This window comes from Capnocytophaga cynodegmi DSM 19736 (assembly GCF_000379185.1).
Classification (GTDB): domain Bacteria; phylum Bacteroidota; class Bacteroidia; order Flavobacteriales; family Flavobacteriaceae; genus Capnocytophaga; species Capnocytophaga cynodegmi.
The window spans coordinates 21,024-41,163 of the sequence record NZ_KB900734.1; the positions used below are offsets into that span (position 1 = coordinate 21,024).

Annotated in this window: 3 protein-coding genes; all 3 read right to left on the reverse strand. The window is 37.5% G+C overall.

All coding sequences use genetic code 11. The features are described 5' to 3' along the window. Positions 1–73 precede the first annotated feature (73 nt). Positions 74–15,268, reverse strand: coding sequence for a T9SS type B sorting domain-containing protein (locus YW9_RS0108815; protein WP_167933628.1), 15,195 nt, complete (start codon positions 15,266–15,268; stop codon positions 74–76). 117 nt (positions 15,269–15,385) lie between these two features. Further along, complete coding sequence (locus tag YW9_RS0108820) at positions 15,386–16,828, reverse strand: PorP/SprF family type IX secretion system membrane protein (RefSeq protein ID WP_018279805.1); 1,443 nt, start codon at positions 16,826–16,828, stop codon at positions 15,386–15,388. After that, positions 16,828–19,800, reverse strand: coding sequence for an Ig-like domain-containing protein (locus YW9_RS0108825; RefSeq protein ID WP_167933630.1), 2,973 nt, complete (start codon positions 19,798–19,800; stop codon positions 16,828–16,830). The genes YW9_RS0108820 and YW9_RS0108825 overlap by 1 nt, the downstream gene beginning before the upstream one ends. Positions 19,801–20,140: the final 340 nt, after the last annotated feature.

Consider the following 20,140-nt stretch of genomic DNA (forward strand, 5'->3'; position numbering starts at 1 on the left):
ACGGAAAATAAAAAAACTCAAGGCTGGTTTAGCTCCCAGCCTTGAGTTTTTATTTTGGTAAACATCATCTTAACTATCTGAATAGAGTGAAGTTTCCTATGAATTCACGTCCATCACTATCTCCATTGAGTTTAACCAAGTACCAATAATCTCCCGTAGGCAAATCATGTGTATTGTATTTTCCGTCCCAAGATTCTTCCTGACGTAATGTTGCTATCAGCCTACCATATCTGTCGTAAATTAGGACTTCAATATCTGGATAACTTCTCGTGTTTTCAGGTTTCCAACGGTCGTTATTTCCATCGTTATTTGGTGTGAAATAATTTGGTATGTAGATATCAAAGAATTCTTTTTCGATGGTTATAGTTTGTGAACAACCTAAATCATCAATTACCATTACTGTAACTTGTTTGATGATACGTCCGTTTGCATCTACACGTCCTGGGTCACTTGATGAAATGTAATACTCATCACTGCTACTCATTTTCCCGTTAAAGTAATACGTGTATGGAGCTTTTCCTCCGTTTGCTTGTACTTTGACCTGATTCATTTTTCTTGGATCAGATTTGTCTTGCAACGTTAATGGTGAAAAATCTTCTACATCGAAGTACTCACTTAACGGAATTGTATAACTACAAGTGTTATAGAAAATAGTTATAAACTGGTCACTTCCTGATGGTAAGTTTCGAATAATTGCTACGCTTCCGTTAAACTCTGTAAATCGTCTTGCATCTGCAATATTTGTGCTATTCAAAGCATAGAATGTATTACTTTGATTCAAAATTGCATTATCAAAGATAACTTGAAGATAGTTTGAAGGTATACTCGTTGTACACTCGTATTTAACCTCAAGTTGATTTACAGGTTTTAGATTTGGAGCAGCTCCTACTGTGATGGTTTCAGTTTTTGTACAAACACCACCCAAATCAACGTAAGTAAGCACGTAATTACCAGGAGCCAATCCTGTTTTGGTAATAACTTGACCTGCAGTTATTCCGTTTGCAATGTCAACCTGTTGTCCTTGTGGATTTGTTAGTACATAACTGTACGTTGGCTTACCACCTTTTATCTCAAAACGTATTTGACCATCATTATCTCCATAACAAGTTTCAGAAACGGTACTTGCATCTATGTACAGAGGAGCTGGATTAACAAATCTAAATCTTTCTGTAACAACACAACCAAGAACATTATCTCTCACCATCACTGTATAATTTCCTGCTGGTAAAGAAGTAAATTTCTGAGTGGCCACATCAAAGTTTCCTGCCTGAGGTGTAATTGTATAAGTGTAACTTGATGAACCGCCTGTTACTTGCATAGTTATAGTCGCATCATCTGCTCCACTACAAGTTATTTCTGTGGTGCTTGTTACAACCGATAGTGGCACGTAATTAGGCATCGTTACTGAAACCTCTCCGTTACATCCATTAGGGTGAGAAACCGTAATTGTATGTACTCCTGCCGGAACATTATCAAAGATATTACTTCTTTGTGGTGTTCCACCATCTAATGTGTAAGTTACTTGAGTTGCATACGTAGGATTTACCGAAACAACGATACGATTATTAATCACATTATCATTTGAACATTGTGGCGTTGCTTCCGCTTTTAGTTGCAAGTCAATTCCTGGTTCAATTTTCGGGATTATTACGTAAGCCTTACATCCATTAGCATCTTTTACAAAGATTGTATGATTTTCTCCTGCTGGTAAGTTATCGTAGAACAACTTGCCTTGCACCCAATTTGCTGTATCAGAATTTTCATTGAATGCAGTATAGTATGGAGGTGTTCCACCTGTGATAGTTATTGTTGCAGTTCCATCACGACTACCTAAGCAAGTTTCGTGCGTTACTGACACCAACTTCACATCTATCTTACTTGCTGGTGCTATTATAAACTCTTGTTCAAGTGTACAACCATTTTCATCTTGTGCTATTACTACATATGTTCCTGGTTTAAACTTCTGGCTTCTGATATACTCAGCTGTTACCACTCGGTCTAATCGTGGGGAAATCGCATATGTTATTGCTCCCGTTCCGCCTGCGGCTTGAACATCAATAGTACCATCTTCTTCTCCAAAGCAAGTTTCATTCGTACTTGTTGCAGTTGTGAATACCAATGCAGGTGCTTCATTAATAACTATAGGAACCGCTGTTTTTTCCTCACAATCTAAACTTGTTACTTTAACATTGTATGTTCCTTTCGATAAGCCTCCAAAGATACCATCTGTGTTTTTAATCTGTGGTGTAAATGACGCACCAGTAGCATCTAATAACTCATAGTTATAATCACCTAAACCTCCGTAAGCCTCTGCTTTAATTGTAGCGGAACTATCACCATTACATTTTACATAGGCTAAAGATGTATCAATATTCAATCCTAATTCTTGAACAGGATGTATCTCAATTGTATTTGAAAGTCCTGACTTACAACCATTGCCATCTACCGCTGTGAAAATATATGTTCCTGGTTTAGCCAAGTAAACTCCTGCTGTACCAGATGGCGTGATATTTCCTGACGATGATGGGTCGACAGTAAACACATAACCTGTTCCTGAGCCTCCTGTTCCTATCAAGGTAATTTCCGCATCTTGCTTACAAGTTATATTTCTGGAAATAATTGCTTCTACCTTAACTGGAGCTGGTTCAGTTATCGTAATGAAATCTGAATCCTTATCACAATTCCAACCATCAACTACCCTTACAGCATATTCTCCTGCTCTTAATCCTGTGAATGTAGGGCTTTCTTGAGCTCCTGATTCAACAATTCCAGACGCAGTTCTTGTCAATAAGATGTATTTATAGTTACCACTTCCTGCATTTGCTGGTGTAACTGTTGCCGTAATACTTGCCGATTTATCTCCAAAGCAGGTCAATCGTGTTACGTTTGGAACCGCAGTTACATTTATCGGTGTAGGTGCTACAATATTAATATCTGCTGATATTTCACAACCTCCTTTATCTTTTGCCCAAACTTTGTAATTACCTGCGTCTAAATTAGCAAATGTTGATGTAGTAGCATACGCTCCATAAGTTGGGTGAGCTGCTCCATTTTTCTCCAAACGATATTGGTAATCACCCCAACCTCCTTTGGCTTCAACTACTAACACTGCATCATTACCTTTACAAGTGAGCGGATTTGCAAGGGACGGTGTTGCTACCAAAGTTGTTGGATTTGCTATTTGCACAATTGGCGATGTAATTTCGCAGAAAGGTGTCGCATTCTGTTTGATTTTCACCACATAATCTCCCGCTGGTAATCCTGTGATAGTAGTTACCACTGGTACTCCAAACACTGGTGAATTAACAGTTCCGTTTTTAGCTGGGGTTAAAGGTGTTAATGTTGTAGCATTAAGTACCTCCCAAGTGAAGCTTCCTATGTAATCCACCGTTTCAAGCTTAATTTCTGCATCTGCATTTCCTGAACAAGAAATTTGTTTTCCAAGTGTTGCAGATACTTTCATCTGGTCGTACGCATTCACAATATGTGTTACAATGGTATAACATCCTGTTTGTAAATCAACTACCTTGAATTCATATTGTCCTGGGGCTGATAAATTGAAGGTCGCTTCAGATGTTCCTGCTGGTAAATTTTGAACTGGATTTGGTGAAATTGTTGCACCTGCCACAGATGTTGTTCCTTCAATTCGATAACCTGTAGCACCTGCTCCTGTTATCTTAATTTTTACCTCTTCAGGATTTGCACAAGTAAGTGCCTTCTTATCAATTGCCACATTGGTTATTTTTGGCAACGGATTTAAAACAACTGGTGCGGTTGTATCACATCCATTAGCATCTTTTACTGTGATTGTGATGTTTTGGATAGCACCTGTATCAGCAATACTGAATTCTCCTGTGGTGTTATCGAAATTAACTCCATCAATGCTATAACGATATGGAGCTGTTCCTCCATTAACTGTGGCTTTTATAACAGCTTGTTGAGGCACGTTCGATGTAGCATCACAAGCAAACTCAGTGGTTACAGCTGCTGTAAGAGTCAATAAATCTGGTTCTGTAATGTTTATAGGCTCTTGATGTTCACAACCTCTGGCAGAAATCACTTTCACTGTGTAAACCCCTGCTTTCAAATCTTTGAAAGTATGCGATGATGGCGTAACTTTCACAGTTTCTTGTTTTGGAGTGAAACCTGCCACAGCACTTGTTACCTCAATTCTGTAATCCAATTGTGTTTGTGTGTTATCCAAACTTATCACAAACGAACCATCTGTTCCTCCGTTGCAACTTACATTGGTTTGCGTATGTGTAAATGCAACTGGGATAGTAGCTGTAAGTTCGAATGTAGTATTCACTGGCGGACAACCTGTTGCATTATCAGTAATTCTCACGTTGTAAGTTCCTACTTCATTCAAGTTAGTAAATACAGGGTTATTATTTTGTGATACAGACGTACCTGATGGAGCCGTTACCACATAGGTAATATTTCCTGAATTTCCTCCTTGATGTTTTATTGTAACATTTGCTCCCGTGTGAGGATTAACATCACACGTAATTTCTTTATCTATAGTTACGCTCGGGTTTGTAATAGGCTCATAAAGTGTTACTGGCGTATTTGTAACAGCATTACAATTCCAAGTATCTGTAACTCTAACGGTATAATCTCCTGCCGACAGGTTAGCAAACGTTGCAGAATTTGTAGCATCTCCTGGAACAGGACCTCCAAAGCTCAATCCATTTCTTATCAATTGGAAGCTGTAATTTTTGCCTTCACCTCCCGAAGCAGTTGCTTTAATAACTCCTGAACCTGCCACACAATTCTGTGCTTCGACACTAAGTACAGGTACTATAGGTGTAGGATTTGATAACACAATATTTGGTATCTTATACTTACAACCTTGTTTATCTATAATTGTTACCTCGTATGTATTTGCAGGTAAGTTAGCAAACACAGGATTTGTAGTTTCCCCTACTGAATTTGGATCAGGAGTGATGGTATATTTGTAATCACCCCAGCCCCCTGTTACATTTATTACTTCAATAACACCATCATTTCCTGTACAAGTAATTTGCTTCAATGTATGACTTGCTGTTAAGGCAACATCTGGTTCGGTAATAGTGAACACATATTCCTTAGAACACTCTGGATGTGCAGCTTGTGTCACGCTTAATGTATGTGTTCCTGCTCCGATATTCACTGTTATAGTTCCTGACCCCATTCTATTACCTGTTACAGAAGTTGTTCCTAACACCACCCAATCATACTGACCTGTGTATGTAGCATCGTGAATATTAAATACAGCACTTCCTGATTCACCTTTACATCTTGCAGGTGTAATTGTTGGCTCGTCAATTACAAACGTTTTTGGATCTCTTATAGTGTGAACCACTGAAAGCATACAGCCTGTTTCTTTATGACGCACCCAGAAGGTATATGTTCCCGCTGCAAGATTTGTAAATGTCCTTGATGGTTGCCAAATGGTTGTAGCATCAGGAGTTGTAGCACTTTGTGCATATTCAAATTTTAATGGATTATTATCAACCGATGTCACTACAACATCAACCACCTCATTTACTTCACAAGAAATATTCTGAGTTATGTTGATTGAAATACCTGTCAATGCATCAAACTTATTGATGGTAGCTGTTGGCGTAACTGTTGTACAGCCATTTGCATCTCTAACCTCAACAGTAACTATTCCTCCACTGAAATCATTTGTTATCAACTCTGTTCCGTTGACAACTTGCGTATTATACGTAATAGTGAAGCTGAACGGAGGCGTTCCTCCTGTTACTTTAGACGGATCAATAGTAACTTTTGCATTATTAGGATTGTTTCCTGATGTACAAGCAAACTGGTCTACTTTTATGAAATCTGCCGCTACATTTACTGGCGTTGGTTGACCAACTGTTACTGTAGTTTCTGTATGACAGCCATTTGTAGAAGTAGCTCTAACAACATACGTAACACCTCCTGCAAGATTTTCAAATCCTTTGATTGTTGGATTATAAACTGAAGCTGTTGCCCCTCCTGAAAGTGTGTATGTAACTGTAGGTGCTCCTGTGGCAATTTCATTAATTAAGATTTTTCCGTCAGAAACTCCGTTACAAGTTGCAGAAACTGTAGTTGCTGTAAAGGCTGGATACACTGGGGCAGCAACTGTTACAGTGAATGTCAGTGGCGGACAAGTAGCTGCACTTGCATCTTTATCCCATAGCTTAATGATATAAGTTCCAGCAACCGAAACTGCGTAATTATATGTCGCTGTAGGCAAATCTTGTCGTGAAACATTACCCGCACCAGTGACTTCATACTGGTATGTTCCTGAACCCTCACTAGCATTGATTTCAATCTCAGCATTTTGTCCACAACCTAATAATTTAGTTTGTTTTACCTCTCCCTTAATTTTGGTAAGCAAGGTAACTGCTGAACTTACATTTTCACAACCTGTAACTCTGTCAATAAGTTTTACTTTATACTGCTGACCACCTACAAGGTTTGTAAATTTAGGGTCTTTTTGCCAAGCACTCCAAGCACCTGTACCTTGTTGTATAGCAAACTCGTAATTTCTACCTGTAACAGGTGTATATTCTGCTGTTATAGACAACGGTTCTTCACAACTATCAGGTTTTGCTGTAACTGCAGGAGCAGATTGTTCAACAGGCATCGTTACCTCTCCTAAATCTTTTCTACAACCGTGCTGATCAATCATTGTTACCCTTACAGTAATTGATGGTGCTGTTGTACTAACATTTGCTACAGGTACTTCAACAACAGTATTATTTGAAAGAATTAGATTAGAAGCTGTATTAAATGCTGTACTATAAAGTTCAAAGGTATAAGTGCCTCCTCCTCCGTGTGGATTTTTGATTTCGATAAGCCCTGGAAGAGCACAAGTAGCACCACGTTTTACCTCTGGAGTTCCTTGCAAGTCTGTTTGTTTGTACATTTGTACATCAAGACTTGCCCATACACAACCCGTATTAGGGTTTTTCTCGGTAATCTCCATATAGTATGTGCCTATTGGCAAGTTTGTAACATTGACTGATACTGAACCTCCTTGTAGTGGCATTGGACTAGTTCCCGTAAATCCTGCTCCTAGGACAACATTTCCAGTTGCCTTATCAAATACTTTCCACTCAAACTGACTTGCAGTTGTGGTTGATGTAGCTGTTCTGCTAATTACAAAGTCAATAGAACCTGTACTGGCATCAAAACAAATTGGTTTTACATTACCAACTACTTTTAATGGTGGAATATATTCATAATAAATATCCTTTTTATTTCCTTCAATACACTTATTAGCATCTCTTACATAGAAAGTATAGCTTCTTCCTGGTGTAAGTCCAGTAAAAGTATATACACTTCCCGTTATAGGTGTAGGCTTAAACCATTGTGTAGCTGTGTCATTTGGGTCACCCATTGTAAATTCATAAGATCCCCCATCAACTCCTGTATTTGCTCCACCAGAAGCTGTAACTTCCACCGTGAATCCCCCTGTTAAACAAGTGTTTGAAAAATCACTAATCAAATTCGTTGCTACAGCCAACTCACTTAGTGGGAATGGCACCGTATATTGTGGCAGTGCCTGTAAACAAACAACATTGTTGGTTGTATTAACAACAACACGTAATGAAGGTGTAAAGCTCTCTCCTACTGTTTTACCTGTAATTAATGTAGTTGTATTGGTTATTTCCGTCCAATTCGTTCCATCTGTACTATACTCAATTTTGTAACCTGATGCAGTGTAAGCATCAATAAGAGCTTGAGCTATTGTTAAATCTAACTCAACTGACTGACCTACTTTGATACAACCAGTAGTTTTCAACGTTATTGTTGCTGTCAATGCTGGTTTATCAGTTAGTGTAACTGTTTTAGTATGCACACAACTGTATCTGTCTGTAACCTCTACAATGTATGTACCCACAGCCACATCTGAAAACTCATATGATGTGTTGATATAATTTTGTACTGCAGGTACTACTGGCACTGCAGGTGCTGTTTGATTGTACAAGTTCAGCGTATATGGAGCATCACCCACAATATTGGTAAGCTCGATACTTCCTTTATAGCCGTGGCAATTAGGTTGTTTTGCCGTTGCTGTAAAGCCTACTGCTGGAGCCTGTCCAATAGTTATTGTTTTAGAATACACACACGCCGCTGATTTTACGTACACGTCATAAATTCCTGCAACAACTATGCTTTGGCTATATGGACTTGCACTTGAAGTATAAGTAGGAGCTGTTCCAGCTTGAACCACTGCAAATTCATATGTTCCACTACCTCCTGTGGCTGTAACTTCTATTCTTCCGTTGTTACAATTTTTAGGAGTTTCTTTAGTGGTAACTATCAATGCTGGGTATATCTGTACGTGTCGTGTAGCTTGACATCCAAAAGCATCTTCTACACGGATAATATGACCCGCACCTGCTGAGGAAGGCAATCCTGTAAACGTGTATGTCAAAGGAGTTGCTGCAGAAGGCGTTTGCCAAGCTCCGTTATTGATACTGAAGCGATAATCTCCGTTTCCATCAGTAACAGTCACTACAATCTCAGCATCATTATTCCCTGAGTAACAAGCCGTAGCTGTCGCTGTGAAAGCTACTGTTTTTGGTGCATCGACGTCTATTGTCACATCTTTCTCACAACCATTTCCATCTATTACTTTGAATGTTTGTGAACCAACTGATACCTGTGTAAATACATTTGTACTCTGAGGAGACAATGAACCATAAACATATGTGTAAGGCGCTGTACCACCGCTCACTTCCAAAGTAACCGTTGCTTTCTCTCCATTACTACATTTTGCAGGTATGGTAATTGTTGGTGTAACTACCAAAGCATCAGGTTGAGTTATTGTTGCTGTAACGGTTAGCGAACAAGTATCAAGATTTAAGGTAATGGTATGAACCCCTACAGCTAAATTTGCTGGAGTTTGCAATGTAGCTGAATTTCCGTTTTGTGTGGCTCCACCATCAATAGCGTATGTGTAACCAGTTCCAAAATTTTCCACATTTAAGGTGATTTGACCATCACTCACTCCGTTACAAGTTGCTGGTTTAACATTAATTACATTAGCTCTAAATTCTTTACCAGGTTCAACAACCACTGTAGTTGTCATTGTGTAACCACAATCCTCAGCTCCTGGAATAGGATTTTTCTCCTTATATTGAATTGTTATTTGATGTGTTCCTACAGCAATGTTATTAAACACTCCTGTTTGATTGCTTTCTGTACCAAGTGTGTATGTATAATCATACGTGTTTGGTGTAGCAGTTATGGTGAAGTTTCCTGTACCATCACAATTGTATTCAATAGTTGGCGTAGCATTTACCGTTGGTGGAGTAGGTCTCTGTGGAACTACAATCGTTTGTTGTACTTGACATCCATTGGCATCTGTTACAATAATGTTATGAGTACCAACCCCCAACTTAATAGTTCTTACACCAGTACGATAATTAGTTCCTCCTTGATTATCATTATAGAAAGAAGTTCCTCCTGTTACGGTATATTCAACCTCTGCCTTATCTTCAACTGGATCGCAACTTATCAACTTTTTGATAGTATGGCTAATTGTTAATGGAGCATCTGGCTGAGCAATATTTACTTTATCAGTAACCTCACAATTTTTAGCATCACGAACAACAATGGTGTACTCACCAGCAGCCAAATTATTGAACTCATTTTGTGTTCCTCTATCTACCGAATTAACAAAATATCTGTAAGGAGGAGTTCCACCTGTAGTGGTTACAACTATAGAACCTGTGTTCTCTCCGTGACATTTTACATCTGTTTTAGCGAGTGTTATCTTAGGATTTTCTGGTGCTATCAGCTCTTTTTGAACAAAAGCATAACAGTTTTTGCTGTCTTTAACCTCAATAGTATAAATTCCTGCCTCTTCTGTTTCAAATATGATTTCTGCACCTGTTACAGCTGTCTCTGCTACTACTATATCAGTACCTTTTTTAACTGTGTACTTGTAAGGCGGGTAACCTCCTGCCACAAAAACTTTTATTCTTCCTTTGTTTGCTGGAGCCACATCACAAGTAATCTCTTTTTCAACTGTAGCATTATTTATCTTAAGTTCTGGCTTAATGGTTTCATTTAATGTACCCTCACAACCATATTTATCAACAACCTTGATAGCGTACGTACCAGGTTGCAAGTTTGCAAAAGAGTATGTAGCATCATTTGTGGTTGCTCTTACTGTTCCATCGATTGAATATGTAAATGGAGGTGTACCTGAAGTTACTACTACATCTATTTTTGCTGGAGTAGGCCCCTTCACGCAGTATTCTGATGTATTAGCAGCTGTCACCGTAGGTGTTGGTGCCTGAACTACATTAAATGTTACAACTACAGAACAATTATTCGCATCTGTTACTGTAAGTTCGTGAGCTCCTACCTGATTTAGTACAAATTCAGGAGAATTTTGTGTAAGAATAACTCCATCTGGTTGTTTTACTTGATACTTCAAAGCTCCAATTCCGCCTGTGGCTGAAATGTTCACACTTACTGAAGCAGGGCTACAGCCTAATGTTAAATCTGGTATAGGTTGTACTTGTATTTGTGAAGGATTATTAACTGTGAAAGTACGAGACACCTCACAATGAGTAGTATTCTCTCCATAACGGAAAATAACTTTGTGATTTCCTCCAGAAATATTATTCCAAACAAATGGATTAACTGTTTCTTTTACGAAGGCTCCTCCATCTTTAGATACCCAATACCCAGAAGCATCTATATTCTTAAGAGCAATTTGATATGTTCCATTGTTTGCATCATTACAAAGAATATCCGTTACTCTCTCAGTATTTTCTATGACACCAAATTCCTTACCTGACTCAATGATTACAGTTAATTCTTCATCAAAAGAGCAAATTTTTGGTAATTGGTAAAGGTAAATGTCATCTATAACCACATCGTTACCATTGGTTTCCAAATTTCCTGAACGAATTACGGCGTACAATTTCGTACTAGTTCCTTGATAATTAAGAGAAAGAGAATACTCTCTCCAATCGTTCGGACTGGTACTTTTTGGAGGTGAACCTATATGCTGACTAATAACTGGATTTCTCAACAAGATATCCGCCTCACTAGTATAAAGTTCTATCGTTAAATCAGGATCATACGCATTAGGATTTGATCCTCTTGCATTGATAAGGTTGAAAGCAGCTATTGAGAATTGAATTGGTTGATTAGGCATTACATCATTCATTTCTCGCTGGTAAAGAATGCCCCCTTCTGTTCCCAAAACATTACCAACATTAACGAACAACATTCTACCATTTGGATGTCCTGTATGATCATTAGGACGATACCAAGCACCTATATTAGGGTCTAGTCTGTCCGTAACAATATACTCACCATCATTCATATTCAAATCTTGGTGGTATCCAAAAGTTTCTGGCTGCCCTAACCCATTGAGAATGCGCAAAGCCCCTCCAACTTCTTGAAAATCTGAGGCATATTTTCCTCCATCAAAGTTTCTGTCTCTAGTCTGAGGCTCAAAAAAGTATTTTCCGTTGATATAAGGAGTTTTGAATTTACCTGCTCCTATCCCAAAATCTTCAGTAAATAACTCGTGACGAATTGGAGTTGTTGGGTCTGCGTATTTAATTTTGATTTTATGCGTTCCAGGAGGCAAATTAGGAAAAGTTGAAGTAGTCGTAGTAACCCCTCCTATCTCGTACGTATAGGAGTAAGTACCCTGATTACTACTGATACTTATGTTTCCTGTACCATCACAATTGTAGGTTACATTGTGTGTGAATACGGGATTCACAGGTCTTGGGTCTACCACAACTTGTGTTCTGAATTCACAATCCACCTCATCACGTACAACAATGGTATATGTACCTGGTAACAACCATTTCTCTCGCTCTGAGCCCCAAGTAGCACCTCCGTCAAAGCTATACCGGTAATTGCCAGTACCTCCCCTAACGTTGGTTATACGAACTCGAGCTTTACCTACATTATCATCCTCACCACAACCTATTAATTCTGAAACACCTGCAGAGGCGATTACCCTTCCGGTAGCAGCAGGAGGCAATGTTATTGTACGTGAAACAGTACAATCAACCGAACCATTACCATAAATTAATGTCGGTGTATACGTTTCTTCAGGTGTTAAACCAACAAATTTTGTTCCTAACTGGCTTGTAAGTCCTCCATCAATGCTATATTTTATTTGATAGTTTTCAGGATTTGTTACGTTTGTAAATTCGATAGTTCCTTTAGCTCCACAATCAGTCAATTTATCTATAATAGTAAACGTAGGTGGTGTAGCAGCTCTTACAGCCTCTGATGTAACTTCTACTTCACAGTTATTAGCATCTAGTACTTTTATTGTATAAGTTCCTGGATTGGATACAACAAACTCGTAAAATGCTCCTGTGTAGTTATAAACGTAGGTATTGCCACCATCAATGCTATAAGCGTAACTTCTACCAGGAGTACCATCCCAAGCATCAACACGAACAATTCCCTCACCATTACACATCAAATGACTTTTAACTGTCACTCTGGCTTGTAATGGAGGTATTTTCCCAATTCGCTTAGTTTCTTCAAGTTTACAATCAGGAGTTTTTACTTCAATATGGTATTCTCCATCATCTAAACCATCAAATGTAACATCTGAAATGTCTGTTGCAGGGAGTGTTTTCACAACAGCCCCAGAAGCATTGCCTTTTCTGATTGTATATGTATATTGAGGGTATGCATCTATCACCTGAACTCGTAACGTACCTTTGGTATTTTCACAAGCCAAAGGAGTTGTATCAATAGAAAGTTTTGGTGTCTTTTGTACAATAGAGGCTGGAACCTCGAATATACAAGGTTGATATGTAGCACCAGAAACTAATTTTTGTCGTATCAATACAGTGTAGGAATCAGGAGATGTAATATTATCAAACGTATTACTATTTTGATAGTCACGAACGATACGTCCATTACTGCCTCGCAATGCATACTCATATCCATTGGCTGGATGTGTTACAATAATTTTCGCTTGAGTATCACAAATGATATCTCTTACTTGTAAAGTAGGAGTAAGCAACGTTTTTGTTACTTTGAAATAGAAAACTGCAACACAACCTCCATCGTAAGTAATTTCTACACGATAATCCCCTGGTTCTGAAACATTATAATTCCTACCTGTATGTACTTGTGACCACGAACATCCATAGTTATCACGAACAGGACATTCCACAGGATGTGTTATTGGCACTGTACAATTTTCATTTCTTTTTTCCCATTTGTAGCTCAAAGCCTCAGTAACGTTCAAAGTTAGAAGTTTTGAAGCAGACGTTCCACAAAGGTATATTTGAGGATAATCCGTATTGTCATTCCCACATTTGAAAACCTCTGAAGCAAACGGATTAATAGGATTCGTTTTAAGTGCATTGTCGTGAAGCTCCACAGTAATTTCTTCAACCATATCAGCACAACCTGCTTTTTTCTTAAGTACGCGATATTTACCTGACGCAGTTACTGTTAGTTTTTGATTATTTCCTCCGATAGGAACCCCATCTTTTGTCCAAGCGTATGTATCAAAATTAGCTCCTGCTACCAGATCAAGAGTTTTCTCACAAAGCGTTCTTTTTGTTTTACTTACACAAGTCCCTAAATTAGCAATGAAATTAGAAGGACCTTGCAGATTTCCTTCACAATCTTTATGCGAAGCTACACTTATTGCCGTAAATCCATCTTTGGAAGTATTTTGAACTCCAAAATATTTAGCGTGAACAATATTTAATATTTCATTAGAACAAGCATCACGTAAATCATCACAATGTGGTGGCACTTGTACTTCGAAACTTATTTTATGCCAAGCTGTTTGTCCTTTTTTAATTATGCTTGAAGGAACTTTAAATTTTATTTCGTGTGTTGCTGCATTATATTCATAATCTGTTGGTTGTGTAGCTGATGATTTCCAAGATAGTTTTACTGATGACGCTACATTACTATAAAGCAGGTTGTTAGGAAGTTTATCTGTGATTACTAAATCTTTAGCATCATCATTTCCAGAATTTCGGAATTGTATTTCATAACGTAGTTTGTCACCTAATTCTACTATTCCTCCTGTAACATCAGAATTGGAAGTGACTTTGAACACTCTCTTTTCTAAATCAATTACTGGAGCGATTACCTCAACATTGAACGCCATCATAAAAGGATAGTAGGCATCATTTGCTGTTGAAGGCGATATTGTTGCAGAAGAAGAGTTATTTCTAATAAGAGAATTTCTTGGATTAGGTACTTGTAAAATTCCAGCATCAAACCCTAACAAATTCGTACTCGCTGGACGGCGATCCAAATTTGCACCATTCACATCGGTTATTTGACTGTTAAAGAAGTTAGCTGCTCCTGAGCTTCTTCTACCTGGTGCATCTATCAAAACTCCAGCTGGGTTTGAAGGGCTTTTAATTCTTAAAGCATCTCCCGATATTCCAAATTCCCCTTCCAAAGCTGCAAAAGCAAATTTCGCGTTTACATTTCCTGAAGGTATGGTTTGAAAACCTGTTATAGGAATGTCTATATTAGGGTTGTTACTATTCAAAACGGAAAAACCATCAAATAGAGTGATATGCCTACTTGATAAGGTTTGGTCTTCATAAATAACGATAAGTGTCCAACCTGCTGCATAACCAACACCCGTAGCTTCTCTACCTTTTGGAGCCATTATATTAGCAACCATATACTCTCCGTCAAAGGCACCATTTCTGCTATTAGCTTCTGTCTCCAAATATCGAGTTACATCTGCTACATAAACATAACCTCGTTGATGAGTATTGTTATTAGTCGCATTATTGGAACTCAATACATCTCCTCCGTTATATACTTCAACACCTGTCAAATCAACATAAGGTCTGTTGGGTGTTTTAAACTTCACTTGACCAAATTTACTTCTCTCCAACCTTGGGTCCCTCTGAGTATTTATCAAACCAATCGTATAAGTAGACGCCCAGTATAGGTAAGCCTTTTTAACCTTCAAACAAGATGTACGTGGATTAGGGCTTTTAATACTTGCCGCACTTGAATTAAAGGTTTGTCTATCATTATCAATATCAATGTAATCCAAATTTACAAACGCGTTATGCCCGTGACTCCCTGTATAGGGTAAATTTGGATTTATATGCCTATAATTAGCATCTCGTACATTTAAAATAGAGTTCCCTATTAGTAGCATATCCCCTTTTACCGTCTCTTGGTAACGATGAGGTACAAAAGGAACGTGATTCTGAGCTGATAGTTTCTCTATGTTACACACTGTTAATAGTGCAACGTATAAGATAAAAACTGCTTTTTTCATAAACGTTGATTTATTTTTAGTTTTTGTATCTACTTCCATTTTATTGAAATATGAGTATCTGTGATTATCTTGTTATAGTAAATTCTTCTAAAATAAGTCCTTTGAATGATTGTCAAATTACTTAACAACTCTTAATATCCAAATACTTATATCTGAAAACTCACGTCGTTTTAGCATTTGACTCATTATCAAACCTGCATCTTCTTTTGAATCATACGGCTGATTGAAGTACACGTAGGTCATACCATTTTGAGGGTGCAGAAAAGCACTTGCTGTAAGCCCCATTGCTCTCACTTCTTTCAAACGTTGATACGCTCCTTTTGGATTTCTGAACACTCCCACAATAACATAGTAACCATCAGCAATTTTTCCTCCAGCAATTTTATGTTCTTGCACGTTAATTCGTTCTTGTAATGACTTCACAGGGTCTTTAGGTTGTTCTACTATTGGTTTAGCCTCCTCTTTTGGTTTTTCGGCTACGGCTTCTTTTGAAACCTCTGGCTTAACTTCTTCTATTGCTTTCTTTCTATCCAAATCAGCTTCCTTAGCTTTTCTGGCTTCTTCTAATTTTCTGGCTTTCTCGTGTCTTTTTCCTCCATACTGATACACCAAACTAACTTCATATGTTCCACCAAGATTGCTTACATAAGAACCTATTCCTTGCTCATATCCAAAACCAGCACTAAAATGAGAGGTGACATTAAATCCTAACCCTCCAAATACTCCATATTTTTGGTCATAACCTCCATAAACCCAACCTATCAAAGGCATATCCAGCGTTATGTTACCTCCAAACTGAAAATTTTCAGAACTTCTTCTGGCTCTGGTCATTACCGAAAAGGTAGCCTCTTCCAATATACCAGAACCACTCATCATTGTATTTCGATACATTAAATGCCCAACAAAAGATTTTGCATTAAACGGAACTGCCATCTCACCAGCTGAAATGGCATAATCTATTAAATTTTCGGCTACAACTCCAAAATGCATCCTTCCGAAGTTTATATCAAAACCTGGTTGAATATTAAAAATTCCTGTATTTGACACATTTTCAAAAATTGGGTCACCAGGGTTATTTATTATAACATCTCCTTTCGAAATACCTGTCATTCCGAACATTGCATTGATACCCAATCGAAGATAATTTTCATCAGAAATTTCAATTTGATGTATGTAATTTCCTAAAACACCATAATTTGTGAACACACCTGCTTTCTTCTGAAAAATCATTCCGTGAAACATCTCTTGGTCAGACCATTTCTTTCCGTAAGTTGCCATATAGGTTTTAAAATTATTTTTAAAATTCATCCACTGATTCCTATGGTATAACGAAACGTGCGATTCCTTCTCTCCAAAAATCGGAAACGTAGGATTCATTAAAAAAGAATTAAATTTCACAGCTGAGTGACCCGGCATTTCATAAGGTAAATAGTGGTATCCCCCTTTCTGAGCCACTGCAAATTGCAGAAAAAAAGTAAAAATGATTAATATGATAGTACTTCTTTTTGTCATAATTCCATCTTTATTATCTAAATAAAGTAATAAGTTATTTGTATTCATTATTTAATTACGGTAATAACTCCTTGTTTTTCAACTTTCCCGTTTACTTCAATTACGTACATATACAGAATTGCCCTTTTCCCCATATCCTTAGAGGTATTGGTATTCGGCCACCTATTGTCGTAATTTGTTCCATCGAAAGCCACTTTCCCTTCTTGAGAATATATCCTTACCCTCACATAACTTTTATTTAGATACTCATTTGGAATCTCCCAAAAATCATTAAATCCATCTCCATTCGGTGTTACAACATTCGGTATTTCATTAATTTCATACAAATCTTTTATTTCAAATGAAACTACCACTGGCTCACAAGTACCTCCAATTGTAGTTGTTAGAGTATACACTCCAACTTCTGTGATTACAACTTTATCTCCAAAAGTTTGCTTATCAGGGGTACTCCAATAATATTGATAATCGCTACTACTATTCAAAACGCCTACCTCAAGTCCTTTTGTTGCAGAAAAGGAAGACTTATCAGGAATTTCCATATTATTGTCAAGTCGAACAATTTTTATATTTTCAGCCTTAAAGTAATTTACTGAAACTGTCGCCGACTTTTTGGTACAAACTCCATTTGATATTTCTATGTAGTAATTTCCTGCCTCTGTGGCATCATAATTGGCTTCTACCGCTCCTTCAATTTTGCTTCCCTCTTTATACCATTGATAAGAATACGCAGCTGAAGAAACTGAAGAAGATAAAGTTGTTTTTCCTCCAGGACATATTATAGGTGTATTGTTAGGACTTTCAGACTGAATAACTACATCAGGAACGGAAGCAAAAGAAACTCTTAACTTATTAGATTCCGTAATTGAAGACTTATAGGTAGCTTGTATTGAATATTCCCCTATTGACCCATCATTCATTACCAATAAATTTTTGTAATCGGTTTGTCCCGAGATTGGTGTTCCGTCTTTTAACCATTGATAAGTGAAGTCACCAAAGTCAGCACTATTGAAAGGTAATGGGTCTTCTCCTACCAAAATACCCTCCAATTTCTGTAATTCCAATGTAGTTTCAGTAGCTGTGCCATCGCAATTCCCTGACTGATTCTGCGTTTTAAATCCTATGGTTGGTTTCAAACTTTTTACCTCTATGTAATATTGTGTAGGTGTCACACGTTTCTCATTGGCACAAGTTGTTCCACCATTAACCAGTTCAGCATAATAACTTCCTGGTTGTGTAATGGTTAAGGAAAGTCCATTCTCTCCAGATATTTCTTGTCCGTTTCGGAACCATTTTATCGTAGGATTTGTCATCGTGTGAGAAATGGTCAGGGTGTAGGATTTTCCCTCAACATAAATTTCCTTAGGTCTCATTTCTCTTGACCAACCCGCTGTAACATCATCTTTAATTGCCACTATGGAATTGGAAACTGCAGGGCATCCAACTTCGCCTTGTTTCATTATAGAAACGTGGTACGTTCCAGTTTGTGAAATTTCATATTCGTATTTGCCTACTTCCTTAAGTACTTCTACACCATCTTTATACCAAGTATAGGTGGCTGAAGCATCGGCAGGGTCAGCAGTTAACTTTACGGAACCAGTACAAAATTCAATACTTCTACGTCCTTCATTTAGTTTTACTGCACTCGCATCAATAAGTTGAATAGATAATTCATTAGAACGAGGAATTGAGTTATAGCCTACGGCAGAAACCTGTAGTGAATACACTCCATTTTTCGAAGTACTATCTAAAAATATTTCATTACCAATCGCACCGTCAACTGCTTCTGAACCTTTATACCATTGATAACTAAATACATTGTACGTTGAAGGTTCCATAACCACCTCTCCTGAGCTTGTTACAGCTACAATTTTTTCGATCGCTAGTGAGGTTTTATCATACAAACAAGCCTGATAAGAAGCTGATTTGTATTTAATTTCCACTTTAAAACTTGTTGGACTTTTTAATATTACTTTTTCAGAAACTACTGAACCGGCACAAGTCCCTCCTTGTGTTACCTTAACTTGATATTCACCTGGTTGAGAGGCTGTATAGTTCTGTGAAGTGGCACCCGAAATCTCCACCCCATTTAAAAGCCATTGGAACGAAGGACTTTCAGCTGTGGTTTCTGCTTTAAGTTGTTTTGTGGCCCCTGGCAACATCAAATCACCATCTGTTACGGTTGCTGAGACTTTAAAATCTTCTTTAAGCTTTATTTCAATAACATTAGTTCGTTCCTCACAATCCTGTCCTGGAGCTGCTACCCCTAAATAATACCTACCTGCAACGTCTCCTGTGGTTGGTATCGTATAACTATCAAGTCCTGCTCCTTCTGCCACTACTACATCATTACGATACCATTTATAAGTATACGAATTGTTTTTGCTACTTGCATTAAGTGTAACTGATTGTCCTTTGCAAATATTCGCATCTGATGGAGTTGAAGATATGGTCATTCCCATATTACCAGCCACTGTTACTTCAACATTGTTAGAGCGAGAATTGGAAGACCCTGAACAGAAATTACCATAATCAACAGTAACGTGATATGTCCCTGCTTCTGAAACAGTATAAGAAGGACCTGTAACACCAGGTATCAAGGTATTATTTTTGTACCATTTGTATGCTTTTTCAGTTTTTTTATCTACGGATATTTCCTTAGAATGCCCAGGACAAAGTGCTAACTTTGATTCGTCATTATTAAGTTTCAAACGTGTAGTAACGTTCAGATAGTATGCCGAGAAAGCATTACTGACCAATGAACTTGAAGGAGCAGTACTGCTAACTCTAATTTTATAACCGTTACCGTGTACTGTGGTAGGTAATTGTATGTTTGTAGAAAGTTCAAAGAGTGTATTCTGCCCTGTAATTGTCTTTAAAATTGTGGGATTAGAAAAATCGCCATTAGCATCAGACAGCTCAATAATATATTGATTATTTGCAGGAGGAAGCGGAGGAGCCCACTTAAAGGACAAACTGAAATTATTATACGTTGCTGAAACACAAGCGTCACTGAAATTCAAAGAAATAGACTCTACCCTACCTGATTGAGAATATAAAAAATTTGTAGATAAAAATAATATAAATAAAACTAAAATACTATGAAAAAAACGAGTCTTCATTATGCAAAATCTTTACTAAACAATTCCAAATGCACCCCTTTTTACGAAGCACATTTAACAAGACAAAAGTACAAAATTTAATCAAATTCAAAACCTAACATCCCCCATAGACTCTTAAAATCACAAGTTTTAACTTACTTTCTTCTATTTACAAAAAACAAATCACACTAAACAAAATAAAAACAAAAACAAAAAACGTTGTAAAAAGGAATAAAAATAGATTTTTATTCTAAATTTATAA